The sequence below is a fragment of the Pseudonocardia sp. DSM 110487 genome (assembly GCF_019468565.1).
Classification (GTDB): domain Bacteria; phylum Actinomycetota; class Actinomycetes; order Mycobacteriales; family Pseudonocardiaceae; genus Pseudonocardia.
The window spans coordinates 8,491,017-8,503,385 of record NZ_CP080521.1 but is presented as its reverse complement, the minus strand read 5'-3'; the positions used below and the strand labels follow the sequence as shown (position 1 = coordinate 8,503,385).

Sequence of the window (12,369 nt, the reverse complement as noted above, 5' to 3'; positions counted from 1 at the left end):
CCCGAGCGTCCTGATCACCTTCGACCGGCCTGCGTCCTGCAAGAATGAGGTGTGGCCAGCATCCTCGTCGTCGAGGACGACTCGACCATCGGCGATGTCTTGGCATCCAGCCTGCGTTCGCAGGGCTATGACGTGGTGTGGGAGCGCACGGGCGAGGCGGCGCTCGAGCACGTTGCCGGGGCCGCCGTGGATCTCGTGCTGCTCGACCTCGGGTTGCCGGACGTCGACGGTGTGGAGGTCTGCCGGCAGCTGCGCAAGGTTCGCCCGGGATGTGTCCTCGTGATGCTCACGGCCCGTTCGAGCGAGATGGATGTCGTCGTGGGGTTGGAGGCGGGCGCGGACGACTACCTGGTGAAGCCGGTGCGGTTGTTCGAGTTGCGGGCGCGGGTCCGAGCTCACCTGCGCCGCAGCGAGGTGGCTGCTGTGGGCGAGGCCGTCCGGCAGGTCGGTGACCTCGTCGTCGACACGTCCCGTCGCCGGGTCACGGTCGCGGGTCGGGAGATGGCGTTGCGCCCGAAGGAGTTCGACCTACTGGCCCGCCTCGCCGTGGAACCCGGCACGGCGGTGACCCGGGAGACCCTGATGACCGAGGTGTGGGACGAGAACTGGTTCGGGCCGACGAAGACGTTGGACGTCCACATCGCGGCGCTGCGCCGGAAGATCGGGGAGGTTGCCGATCCCTCCGCTCGGGTTCCTGTGATCGTCACCTTGCGCCGGCACGGTTACCGGCTGGAGCTGGCAGACCCCTCCTAGTACTCCAGGCGGACTTCGTGATCATTCCTCTGGTGGCAGGACTAGGGCCGCATCTCGGCACGGCGGCGCTGCCGGCGCATCCCGTGTCGGGCGACGCAGCCCGTCGTAGGTCAGACAGCCCGTCGACGGGGTGCGTCAGCCGAGAACGAGCGCGCCGGGCTCCGCAGTGCCCGGGCTGGGTGGCTCGGCGGGCCTGTGATCATTAGGTTGGCGCGTTTCCCGACGTGGGGCGTCGGGTTTCGCGCCGAGTCGCTGATCAGCGTCTGGGGCGCGGCGCATTCCGCGGAACGCACCCCCGGGGGGTGCGGCCGGGTGCCGGACGCTTTCGTGGGCGCGCCGTTCCCGGCACCGGGTAGCCCGCGGCCTCACGCGCCAGCCCTCGGCTACCGGCGTGTTCTGGCAGGTTCCCCTCGACCGGCGTCGTCGTGTCGGGGTGGCAGGGTTGGGTGCACTACCGAATCATGTGGTTGCTCGGGCGGCCGTCCCCGACGCGGGGCACGCCCGTCCTCGACGAGACCACCGCCGTCTGGGTGCTACGCATCTGGCTGTGGTCCCGTCCTCGCCACCGGCCACCCCTGGAATCTGGGGTGTGATCAGCGGAATCGGGGACCTGGGCTGACCCCTGCAGCTGGTGTTCTGACCGGCGAGGCACCCCTGCAGCTGGTGTCCCGTTCCTGCTGATCATGGACCTGTGCGTGGAGCCCTGTCCCTGGGGTGGTCTGGCCTCGATCATCCAGGAGCGGGGCTGGGTGTGGAGGGTCGGGACCACAGCCAGTCGCGTGGCACCCGGCAGGACGGTCTCCTCGAAACAGGCCTGTGCCCGCGTCGGGGACGGCCGCCCACGCAACCCCACTATTCGGTAGTGCACCCAACCCAGCCACCCCGGCAAGGCGACCGGGTCGATGCGAACCGGCAGAACCACACGCGAAGCCCGGATCACGGGGCGGGTGCCGGTCGGCCCGGGCCGGGAACGGCGCGCCCACGGCAGATGCTCGACCAGACCGAACCGATGGACCGACCCGATCGCACCCCGATCGCCAGGCGCCCGATCGGCGGCGGGCAAGATCCGAACTATCGGTTGCCCATGGCTGCCCGCACGACCATGAGCGCCCGAAACTTCAGATCATGCCCGCGAAGATCGCAAGTAGCGGTTGCTCATGGTTGTCGCCAAAGCCATAGCGACCCGATACCTCGGATCATGGACGTGGCCACCACCGAACGGACCCGGCAGCAGCGCCGAACAATGATCACAAAATCCGGCTGAGGGATTAGACGTGCTCGTCCCGCGGTTGGGGCGTTGATGCTGGTGGGAGCGGGGCGTCGTCTTCGACCGGCAGCAGGAGTGTGAACACGGCAGGGGCTCGGCTGCTGAGCTGGAGTCGCCCGTCCTCGGCCTCGATCAGGCGCCGGGCGAGTGCGAGGCCGATCCCGTGTCCGTTGCCCTGCGCGCGACGTGCGAACAGCGTGGCTTCCGGTTCGCTGATGCCGGTGCCCTCGTCGGAGACGTCGACGGCGACCGCGTCGGTGGTCTCGCGGGCGGTCAGGGTGACGCGACCGGCGCCGTGCCTCGTGGCGTTGTCGAGGAGGACGGCGAGGACCTGCCGCAGCGCCGCGGTGGACGCGCGTGTCTGCGGGAGGTCGGCGTCGAGGCGTAGATCGAGCTCGCGGTGGAGCCGCGCCAGCTGCTCACGCCATGATGGCGCGAGCTCCTGCAGCAGGCCCGCGACGTCGACCGGCTCGATCGGCCTGTTCAGTCGGTCGCGGGCGAGGTCGAGGAGTTCCTCGACGGTTGTCTCCAAGCGGTCGGCATCGGCGAGGCTCGCTTCGATGGCGGCGCGCCGGTCGTGGTCGGTGCCTTCCAGGGCGGCTTCGAGGCGCAGCCGGAGGCCGGCGAGCGGGGTTCTCAGTTGGTGGGAGGCGTCGGCAGAGAAGGCGCGTTCCCTTGTGACCAGGTCGTCGAGTCTGGTGGCGGTGCTGTCGAGTGCGGTGCCCACCGCGTCGATCTCGGCGATCCCGCCTCGCTGGGTCCGGACGCTGAAGTCGCCGTCTCCCAACCGGCGCGCGGCGACGGCCAGCTCTTCGAGAGGGCGCGCGAGTCGGCGCGCCTGTCGGCGCCCGACGAGCCATGCGGTCGTGACGGCGAGGGCGGCGAGTGCGATCATCGCCGCCCACAGCAGGGCCACCTCCTGGACGACGGAGCTGCGCGGCGCAGCCGCCCGCACGGCTCCGATGACGTCGTCCTCGTGCGTCACCGGTACGGCGACGACGAGGTTCTCGCCGTCGGTCCCGCTCGCCGCCTTGCCTCGCAGTGCCTTGCTCACGTCCGCCGGAACGGTTGCCGGCCCGACTCCGCCGAGCTGGGCGCCGTCTGCGGCGTACACGCTGATGTCGACCGCATCTCGCTGGTGGATCGCGTCGACCTGCTCGCCGTCGTAGACGTCCTCGGCCACGGCGATCGCGACCGCATCGGCGGTTCGCAGGAGTTTGTTGCGTTCGGCTTGCACGGCGTACTCGAACACCGCGATGCCGAGTGGTACCCCGAACAGCGCGGTGGCCAGCACCGATACCCAGACCGCCAGACCGACGATGCGAGTGCGCACGGCGAGCTCCCCGTTCGGCGGCCGGCCGCGGGCGCCGCGCCGGCGGTCACCCAGCATGCCCGTCCGCCGCCACGCGTGTCATCCGCCCGTGTCCCGCGCCCGACGCGCGCCGCGCGCCGTGATTCGTCAGCGAGCCGCCCCACCGGCCCGGAGGAACTGCCGGACCCGGCGGAGGGTGCGACGGCCCAGGTCCGACCTCTGGGCGAGGTCGTAACCGACGCGCACGAAAATCCCGGAGAATCGCTCCACGGCCTGCGGGTAGCGGACGGGCCGGCCGCCGAAGGAGGCCTTGAAGTAGTCCCGCCCGTTCACTCGATCAGCCAGGCCGGCCGGCCCTGCCTGGATGGCATCGACCGCGGACGGGGCGATTCCGCCGAAGTCGAACCACCGGTGGCCGTTCCGCTTCGCCCACTGGATCGTCTCCCACTGCAGCAGCGCCGCGGCCCCGCTCGCCGCCGGTGTGGAACGGCGCATCCCGACCAGCCGCAACTTGGCGACGCCGCCGCAGCAGGTGACCACCTGGGCCGCGACCGGAACACCGGCGTGCTCGGCGATGAAGATCTTCACGTAGCCGTCCGGGGCGAGATGCCGGTACAGCGCGCGCAGGTACGGCAGCGGAAGCGACGAGAAGCGGTGGTGGGCCGCGGTCGCGGACAGCAGCTCCGCGACGGTCGGCAGATCCCGCTCGGTGCCCGCACGTACCTCGACGCCGCGCTTCGCCGCCTGTCGGATGCTCCCTCGGGTGCCGCTGCGCAGCGCTCTGTGCAGGGCGTCGACCGGCCGGGACAGGTCGAGCTCCAAGGTCGCGGCGGGCGCGATGCCGGCGCTCGAGCTGCGGAAGCCCAGTCGCTCGAGCCGCTGACTGACAAGATCGCCTCCGTGCGGAGGTTGCACGAACAGTGCCCGCAGTCCCCGATCGGTCAGGCCGGTGAGGGCGGCGCACACGGCGTTGCCGGCGGCATCCTGGGAGGCTCCGTCCGGCAGCACCGGACCGTAGGGCAGATAGCCGACGCCGCCGAAGGCGGGTAGCCGGCGATACAGGACCAGGGCGCCGCCGATCAGGCCGGCTGCGTCCTCGGCCATGACGAAGATCGGCTGGAACCCGGCGTGCCGGCGCACCGCTGCCCAGGGCGACAGCTGTGCAACGTCGGCGCCCGGCGTCGCCGCAACCATCAGGTCCCAGCGTTGCAGCGCGTCGACGCCGGGATCGGCCGAGACCGTGACCCGGACCCCGTTCGTGCAGTACTGGCGGTACGGCTCGTGCCCGTTGCGATCGACGAGCCCGGGACCGCCCTGGGCCGGACCGGTAACCAACGCCCGTTCCTGCGGTAGCCCCATGTGCCGCGAGCGTATGAGCGCCCCGGCAATGCCATGGCAATCCGGAGGCCAGGGTGAGGTAAACGTGCTGGCCGCTCTGGCGGCGCCTGGTCAGCACGGCGTCGAGGGTGACGTCCTGGTGTACTTCAGGTGTCCTCTGAGTGGCTTAGCGGTTTCCTCTTTCAGCGCCGTCACAGGAACGTGAGGCACACTCGTCGACGATGCGGCAGTTCGCAGTCAGCGCGGCGGAGCCCTCGGCCGTCTCCGAGATGGGGATCGGCCTGCGCTTCGTGCTGACCACAGCAGCTGCTGCCGCGGTGGGGCTCGCCGTCGCATGGGACCTCGCCGGCGACGAGCATCCGACGCACACCCTCGGACTCGCGCTCGTCGTGGCCATCGCCGCGGTGCTGTGGCTGCGCCTGCGCGGACGTGCGGCGGGTCTGGCGGCCGCGCTGGTCGGCGTCGTGGCCCTGCAGCCGGTGCTGCACGGGCTCGGCAAGCTCGCCACGTCCGGCACGGAGCACGCCGGGCACGGCCTGTTGCACGTCATGGCGGTCGACGCGCCGACCGCGGCGATGCAGGTCGTGGTGTCCGGCAGCCTGATCGCGATCTTCGCGGTCCTCGCCCGATGCAACGGGCTCCTCGATTCGGTACTCGATCCCGTCCGGCTGCTCTTCACCGAGCCGACCGAACCCGCCGAGCCCGTGCCGGTCCGGGTTCGCACGACTCCGCTCGGATCGAGCCTTCGTCGGCTGCAGGGATGGTTTGCTCGCGCTCCACGCAGAGGACCACCGGCCTCGCCGCTCCTGCTGCGCTGATCCCTCTCACCCAACGGTCCGCTGACGGGCCCTCTCACGTCCGCCCGATGGGCCGGCCATCCCCGCGCGCGCTCACCGCGTACGCACATTGTGAGGACTTCACATGCCGTTATCGCATACCGCCGCACCGGATCCGCCGAGTCCTGCCCGGCCGGAGCGGATGCGCTATCTCGTCACCGGCGGTCGGGGCTTCATCGGCCGCCACCTGATCCGTCGACTGCTGGCGATGGGCGCCGAGGTCCATGCGACGACCCGGGCAGGGCGCTCCCTCGAGCCCGGGCCGCGCTGGTGGGTGTGTGATCTGGCCGACCTGGCCGCCACCCAGCACGTGGTGAGCGAGGTCCGACCCGACGTCGTCGTACACCTCGCGAGCCGAGCCGCCGGAACGCGTGCGCTCGATGCCGTCGTCCCCATGCTCGCCGACAACCTGCTCAGCGCCGTCCACGTCATGACGGCCTCGGCCGCCGTTCCCAGTTGCCGTGCGGTGCTCGCAGGATCGATCGAGGAGATCGCCGCCACCGGCAACGGCGGTGCGCAGTCGCCGTACGCCGCGTCGAAGATCGCCGCGACCGCATACGCGGAGCTGTTCCGCGACCTGTGGGACCTGCCGGTCACCGTGCTACGCCTGGCCATGGTCTACGGACCCGACGAGCCGAACCGCAAGCGGCTGGTGCCCTACGTCATCGACAGTCTCCTGCGGGGAGCCGCACCCGAACTGAGCAGCGGACGCCGCCGGGTGGACTGGGTCTACGTCGCCGACGTGGTCGACGCCCTGCTCTCCGCCTCGACCGAGCCCGGCGCGGCCGGGAGGGTGCTCGATATCGGCTCCGGATCCGTGCACTCGATCCACGAGGCCGTCGAACTGATCGCCGACACCATCGATGCGAACGTCGCGCCGGCCTTCGGCCGGCTCCCCGACCGTGCGAAGGAGCGCGACCTGGTCGCGGACATCGGGCCGGCCGTCCAGCACCTGCGCTGGCAACCCAAGGTGGACCTGGCCACCGGAATCGCCCGCACCGTCGACTGGCACCTCGCGCAGATGACCGGGCCGGCTCGGCGCGAGGCCGCGCAGCGACGCACGGCATAGGTTCGGCGGGCTCGTGACCGCCCCCGGAACTACGCCATGCGCGGACGTCGTCAGGCGCGGTTGGCCACGGGGTCGGTGCGCTCGACGAGGGCGAAGACGCGCTCGTAGGCCTGCCGGCTCGCCGCGATCTGCTCGCGGGCCCGTTCGCGCAGCGGCTCGCGCAGCTCGCCCGCACGGTCCCATGCGCTGCGCACGGCCTGCCCGAGGCGCTTGTCGAGGTCCGGGTCGTCGAGCCGGATCGGCTCCAGCCCGCCCCCGAACATGTCGCGCAGGCCGTGGAGCTTGTCGTCGTAGTACCGGGACGAGCTGAGGCCGACGACGGGGATGCCCTGGGACAGCGCGAACACCGCGAGGTGGTACGCGCCGGTGACGAGCACGCGGCAGTGGGCAACCCGGCGGGCGAGCTCGTGCGGGGTGGCGTAGCGGCCCAGCACCGGTGTGACCCGGGGGAACCCGGCGACGAGGGGGAGGGTCGAGCGGCGGTCCTCGGAGCGGTACTCGGAGATGATCAGTGGCCGGATCGTGCTCCCGGTCTCGGTGGCGAGTGTCGTGACCGTGCTGGCCACCGAGGCCCTTGCGGCCCGTGCCACCGGTGAGTAACCCGCGGCCCGCAGGCACAGGCCGATGTCGGATCCCGGCTCGTCGCGGCGTGCGGCGTAGCCCAGCTCGATGGCGTCGTCGCCCGTGACCACGATCCGCTCGGCCGCGACGCCGAGCCCGGCGAGCAGCCCGGGGCCGGTCCGCCCTTCTCGCAGCGCGATCAGGTCGACGCGTGGCAGCACCGCGCGGGCCCGTTCCCGCAGCACGGGTTCGTCGAGCGGGCCGAGGCCCTGCCCGACCATCGCGGTGGGGATGCCGCGATCGGCAGCGTGTTCGAGGAGGTCGAGCGTGCGGTGCACCTGCTCGGCGTCGACGTCGGTGAGGTAGCCACCGCCGATCGCCAACACCAGCGTGGCGCCGGACGCCGCATCGGGGACCCAACCCGACGCCGCAGGCAGGCGCACGCCGAGCCGCCGCACGACGCGCTGCCAGAGGCCGTCCACCCGGTCCCGAGCCGACAGCCACGCGATCGAGGGAGGACCGGCCACCCCCGGACCGAGGCGGGACGCGAGCCGCGCCGCGAGGCCGGATCGTGGCCACGCCCCCGGGCCCGTGACGGTGAGCGGCTCGGTGGCAGGAGCGAACGCGCGCAGCAGCAGCGGAGCGCTCGTGATCACCCCGAGGCGCGCTGCAGGCCACTGCCGGTGCAGTCGGCGCAGGGTGACGTCGAGCATCGCCAGATCGCCCTTGTTGGACAGCCAGTACTCGCCGTTCTGTACCACGATCCGCAACCCGGCCCCCGATCTCGTCACGGCGTACTAGTCGCCTGTCCGGCGGGAAATGTGACGGCGGCCCGCCTGAACCCGAGCGGTGAGATCGGTATCACAGGCCGGTCGGTGTTCCGCCGACTGCAGCATCGCCGCGGTCAGGCCGCCCACAGGGACGCAGCCCGGTGTGAGCGCCCACAGCTCGTGGTCGCGCCGCACACCGCCGACGTCGAGGAACCCGGACATCGTGCCCTCGAGCCGCATTCCGAGCTTCCGTGCCCCGCCGGCAGCGGCGGCGTTGCCCGTGGCGATCGGCGCGATCAGCCGGTGCAGGCCGAGGTCGAAGATCGCGTAGTCCACCATCATCGCCGCTGCCACGGGCGAGAGCCCCCTGCGTGCCCAGCGGGAGTCAATCCAGATCCCCATCTCGGCGGTGCTCGTGTGCGGGGCGATCCACTCGAGGTTGCACTGGCCCGCCAGCTGCCCGTCGATCTCGACGACGAGGGGGAGCGCGCGCCCGGCGCGGGCCTCCCGCCTGGCCTGCAACAGGTCGCTGACCCACTGGGCATCGGCGTGCCGCTGCTCCCAGCCGAGCGGCGATGAGGCCCACCACGGCTCGATGCGCTCCCGTTCGCGCGTACGCACCTCGCGCCACTGCTCGGCGTCGCCGAAGCGCGGACTGCGCAGCACGATCTCGTTCCCGAGCACCGGCTGCGGCCCGAGCTGAACGCCCCATGTCCGCCGCGCGGCGTGATGGCGCGCATCCTCGAGCGCCCGCCGTACCGGCCGGAGGTAGAACCGCGCTGCTACCCGGAACACGTTGCGCATCTGCGACATCGAGGAGGCCGGCCGGGACACGAATCAACTCCTCTTCGGATCGGGGATGCGCCTGGGCTCGAACCGGGAGAGCGCTTCGTTACGGGTCGATCTCCCTGCTAACGCCCGGCGGCGGCGACCCGACCACCAGGTCGTGACTCCACCGCTCCCCGCCTCGGGCGCTCCTGTGTTCAGCATCCTGACCTCGGTGTACCGCACCGAGGCCTACTTCCCCGAGACGATCGAGTCCGTGCGCGCCCAGACGCTGGAGGACTGGGAGCTCATCGTCGTCGACAACGGCATGTCCGACGAGGTCGTGCGCATCGTCGAGAAGTACTCCGACGACCCCCGCATCCGGCTGGTGCGCCAGGAGAACCGCGGCCTCGGTGGCGGGATCGACGCGGCGGCCGCGGTGGCGCGCGGGCGTTACTACGCGGTGCTCGACAGCGACGACCTGCTGATGCCCACGTTCTGCGAGCGCACCGCGGCGATCCTCGACGCGCGCCCCGAGATCGACGTCGTCGGGATCGATGCGTACCTCTTCGAGGACGAGGACGGGCTGGACCAGATCCGCAGCTACCGGCAGTCCGTCGGGATCAGCACGCCCGCCGACCTCGAACACCCCATCGGGCTCGTCGAGATGATCGGCGGGAACGTCCTCTACTACACCGCGGGTATCCGGGCCGAGGCGTGGGCCAAGGGCGGCGGGTACAGCTGCGACACGCCCAAGGTCGAGGACCTCGCGATGTTCCTGCGGATGATCGCCGCGGGCTGTGACGTCCGGTGCCTCCCCGAGCGGCTCGCCCGCTACCGGCTGCGCGCCGACTCGTTCTCCCGCGACCCGGCACAGGTCGACGCGTTCGAGACCAGCCTCGAGCGGGCGTTCCTCAACGCCCAGTCGCTCACCGACGCGCCCGAGGTCCAGGACGCGCTGGACCACAGCCTGCGCAAGCTGCGCTTCGACCAGGCGATGCGGCGCGCACGCACGGCGCTGATCGAGTCGGACATCCCGACCGCCCGACGCCAGGCGCGTCGGGCGTTCGAGCAGCGCCGCTCGGTGCGTCCCGCGGTGGTCTACGTGGGCCTCGTGCTGGCGCCGGGCGTCCTCCGCAACGTGCACCCGGCGAAGCAGTGGCTGAGCGGCACCCTTGCCACGCTCACGCGGCGCGGGAGAGCGCTGCTGCGCCCCTCCACGTGACCGCCCGCGTCCCGGCACTGGGGTCGGTGCTGCGGCGGGGCGCCGCGCTCTCCGTGCTGGCGCTCGGCGCGGTCCAGGTGATCACGTTCGGGCAGACGCTCGTGCTCGCGCGCCTGCTCACCCCCGCCGAGGTCGGCGCGTTCGCCGCGGGAACGGCCCTCGGCCTGCTCCTGATGGTGCTCGCCGAGGGAGCACTCACCCAGGCGCTCATCCAGCGGGACGGGGACGTGCGCGACGCCGCCGACACCGTGTTCTGGGCGACGCTGGCCGGCGCCGTGCTGGCGGCACTCGCGGTGCTCGCGGCCGCCCCGCTGGTCACGGAGCTCTTCGACGATCCGGCGGCAGGGGCCGTTGCGGCTGCGACGGCCGGGGCCCTCGTGCTGCACTCGCTCACGCACGTGCCGGAGGCGCTGATGCAGCGGCGCCTCGACTTCCGCAGGCGGATCGTCGTGGACCCGATCGGCGCGCTGGTGTTCGCGGTCGTGGCCGTCGCCATGTCGGCGACGGGCTGGGGCGTGTGGGCACTGGTCGTGGCCCAGTACGCGATGGTCAGCGCCTGCGTGCTCGCGGGATGGGTGCTCTCCGGCTGGCGCCCCGGTCGGGGCCGGTTCTCGCCGCGGCTCTGGTGGGCGATGGCGTCCTACGGCTACCCGCTCGTCCTCGGTTCGCTGGTCGAGCGCGGCCGGGACGTGTTGGAGATCGCCGTCGTCGGTCGCGCGTTGGACGCGAGCGCCGTGGGGAACTACCGCTACGGGCGCCGGATCGCGGTCCTGCCCGCGACGGTGGTGGTGGAGGCGGGCGGCTTCGTGCTGTTCCCGGCCTTCGCGCGGCTCGCCGGTGACCCGGAACGGATCCGGGAGGCGTTCCTCAGAGCGCTGACCTGGATCTGGTTCCTCGCGCTACCCGTGGCCGCCGCGCTCGCGGTCTGCGGCGAGGCGCTCGCCGTGCTGCTGCTCGGCGAGCCGTGGCGGGGCGCGGGTGTGGTGCTCACGGCGATGGCGGGCTTCGGGCTGGGGCAGGCCGTGACCGCGGTCGTCACCGAGGTCATGAAGGGCGTCGGGAGGTCCGTCCGGATCAACTGGATGACCGGCGCAGGCCTCGTCAGCGGGGTCGGCTTGCTCATCGTGCTGGTGCCGTGGGGCCTGCCGGGCGTCGGTCTCGCGGTGTCGGGGGCCGCCATCGTGGTCGCGCTGACCGGGCTCGCCATGGTTCGCTCGGTCGTCGGCGTCTCCGGGCGGGCGCTCGCCGCCCGGATGCTGCCCGCCACGGCCGCGGCGGTCGTGGCGGCGGTGGCGGTCGGGTTCCTCGAGCGCACGATCGTGCGGGCCGACACGTGGCCGGTGCCCGCGGGGCTCGGCCTGGTCGCCGCGGAGACACTGCTCCTCGGAGCGATCTATCTCGCCGCGCTCCACGTGGTCGCACCGGGCCTCGCCCGTGCGGTGCGGGACGCGGCACGGGTATGGGGGAAGCGTGCGAAGCAGAGCTGACCGGCTGCTGGTTCTGGGCTATCACAACATCGAGTCGACCTGGTTCTGGCCGAGCAGGCCCGGCGCGGGCATCGCGACGTTCGCCCGCCAGATGCGCGTGCTCCACCGGATCGCGAACGTCGTACCGCTCGAAGACGCGCTGGACGCGCTCGCCGCGGGGCGGCCGCTCCCGCCGCGCGCTGTCGCGCTGACCTTCGACGACGGGTACCGCGACAACCTCGAGCTGGCCGCGCCCGTGCTGCGCGGGTACGGGATGCCCGCGACGATCTACCTCGTGCCGGGCTTCCTGTCGGGGGAGCAGCACGCCTGGTGGGAACGCCTCGGCTGGGCGGTCGGGCGGGCCCGCGCGCGCAGGGTGCGGCTGGACGGGCAAGAGCTGGTCCTGGGCGACGACGGGGCCGCCCTGCGTACCGTCGAGACCCTCGTGAAGCGGATGACGCACGATGAACGCATGAACGCGGTCGAGCGGCTCGTCGAGGACTTGCGCCCCAGCGGTGAGTACCGCGCCGACGAGCTCTTCCTGGACTGGGACGCCGCGCGCGGGCTCGTCCCGGCCGGGATGACGGTCGGCTCCCACACGCTCTCCCACGCGATCCTCGGCCGCGAGACCGCTGCCGACCAGCACGTCGACCTGCGCGAGTCGCGGCGGGTCCTGCAGCGGGAGCTGTCGGCCGAGGTGGCCACCCTCGCCTACCCGAACGGCACCCGCGACGACTACGACGACGCGACGTTCGCGGCGGCGCGCGAGGCGGGCTACTCGCACGCGGTGACAGCGTGGGGAGGTCCGGTGTCGGCCGACGCACCGCCGTTCGAGATCACCCGGACCATGGTCTCGACATCGACCAGCGCGCCCCGGTTCGCGGCGAAGATCCTCAAGCAGATGGTCTAGTGCCCCCCGCCGGAAGTCCGTTGCGTATATCGGCGGATCCAGGTTTCTGCTGGGTGCGCCGGCGAGCCGTCCTCGTATTGGACATACTCGGGCGGCT

The 12,369-nt window shown here is 72.1% G+C and carries 10 protein-coding genes; 6 read left to right on the top strand and 4 right to left on the bottom strand.

Annotated elements, in window-relative coordinates; all coding sequences use genetic code 11:
* Positions 1-51: 51 nt before the first annotated feature.
* The gene (locus tag K1T35_RS39770) at positions 52-753 is read left to right on the top strand and encodes a response regulator transcription factor (RefSeq protein ID WP_220256847.1); all 702 of its coding nucleotides are present in this window, start codon (positions 52-54) and stop codon (positions 751-753) included.
* A 1,268-nt stretch (positions 754-2,021) separates the two neighbouring features.
* Here K1T35_RS39770 and K1T35_RS39765 read toward each other — a convergent pair.
* A complete protein-coding gene (locus K1T35_RS39765) occupies positions 2,022-3,353 on the bottom strand; it encodes a HAMP domain-containing sensor histidine kinase (protein ID WP_220256846.1) in 1,332 nt (443 codons plus the stop codon).
* Positions 3,354-3,479: 126 nt separating this feature from the next.
* A complete protein-coding gene (locus tag K1T35_RS39760; RefSeq protein ID WP_220256845.1) occupies positions 3,480-4,691 on the bottom strand; it encodes a GNAT family N-acetyltransferase in 1,212 nt (403 codons plus the stop codon).
* A gap of 200 nt (positions 4,692-4,891) precedes the next feature.
* On the opposite strand from K1T35_RS39760, the gene K1T35_RS39755 reads away from it, so the two are divergent.
* Together K1T35_RS39755 and K1T35_RS39750 are read left to right on the top strand one after the other, a co-directional pair.
* A complete protein-coding gene (locus K1T35_RS39755) occupies positions 4,892-5,488 on the top strand; it encodes a hypothetical protein (RefSeq protein WP_220256844.1) in 597 nt (198 codons plus the stop codon).
* A gap of 103 nt (positions 5,489-5,591) precedes the next feature.
* On the top strand, positions 5,592-6,575 hold the full coding sequence (locus tag K1T35_RS39750; RefSeq protein WP_220256843.1) for an NAD(P)-dependent oxidoreductase: 984 nt from the start codon (positions 5,592-5,594) through the stop codon (positions 6,573-6,575).
* Between the two features lie 50 nt (positions 6,576-6,625).
* On the opposite strand, the gene K1T35_RS39745 is transcribed toward K1T35_RS39750, so the two are convergent.
* Entirely contained in the window at positions 6,626-7,927 is a 1,302-nt protein-coding gene (locus K1T35_RS39745; protein ID WP_220256842.1) for a polysaccharide pyruvyl transferase family protein, read from the bottom strand.
* A 6-nt stretch (positions 7,928-7,933) separates the two neighbouring features.
* On the bottom strand, positions 7,934-8,740 hold the full coding sequence (locus K1T35_RS39740) for a GNAT family N-acetyltransferase (protein ID WP_220256841.1): 807 nt from the start codon (positions 8,738-8,740) through the stop codon (positions 7,934-7,936).
* 25 nt (positions 8,741-8,765) lie between these two features.
* Between K1T35_RS39740 and K1T35_RS39735 the strand changes: the two genes are divergently transcribed.
* Genes K1T35_RS39735 through K1T35_RS39725 form a run of 3 tightly spaced genes read left to right on the top strand, consistent with a single transcriptional unit; the run spans position 8,766 to position 12,272 of the window.
* Positions 8,766-9,896: a glycosyltransferase family A protein gene (locus K1T35_RS39735; protein WP_255622737.1), complete on the top strand. Its 1,131-nt coding sequence runs from the start codon at positions 8,766-8,768 to the stop codon at positions 9,894-9,896.
* Positions 9,893-11,383, top strand: coding sequence for an oligosaccharide flippase family protein (locus K1T35_RS39730; RefSeq protein WP_220256839.1), 1,491 nt, complete (start codon positions 9,893-9,895; stop codon positions 11,381-11,383). Before K1T35_RS39735 ends, K1T35_RS39730 begins: the two co-directional genes overlap by 4 nt.
* A complete protein-coding gene (locus K1T35_RS39725; protein WP_220256838.1) occupies positions 11,367-12,272 on the top strand; it encodes a polysaccharide deacetylase family protein in 906 nt (301 codons plus the stop codon). Before K1T35_RS39730 ends, K1T35_RS39725 begins: the two co-directional genes overlap by 17 nt.
* Positions 12,273-12,369: the final 97 nt, after the last annotated feature.

Coding starts and splice junctions, on each gene's coding strand:
- K1T35_RS39760 (WP_220256845.1), bottom strand. CDS start 4,691: ATGGGGCTACCGCAGGAACGGGCGTTGGTTACCGGTCCGGCCCAGGGC.
- K1T35_RS39755 (WP_220256844.1), top strand. CDS start 4,892: ATGCGGCAGTTCGCAGTCAGCGCGGCGGAGCCCTCGGCCGTCTCCGAG.
- K1T35_RS39750 (WP_220256843.1), top strand. CDS start 5,592: ATGCCGTTATCGCATACCGCCGCACCGGATCCGCCGAGTCCTGCCCGG.
- K1T35_RS39735 (WP_255622737.1), top strand. CDS start 8,766: ATGCGCCTGGGCTCGAACCGGGAGAGCGCTTCGTTACGGGTCGATCTC.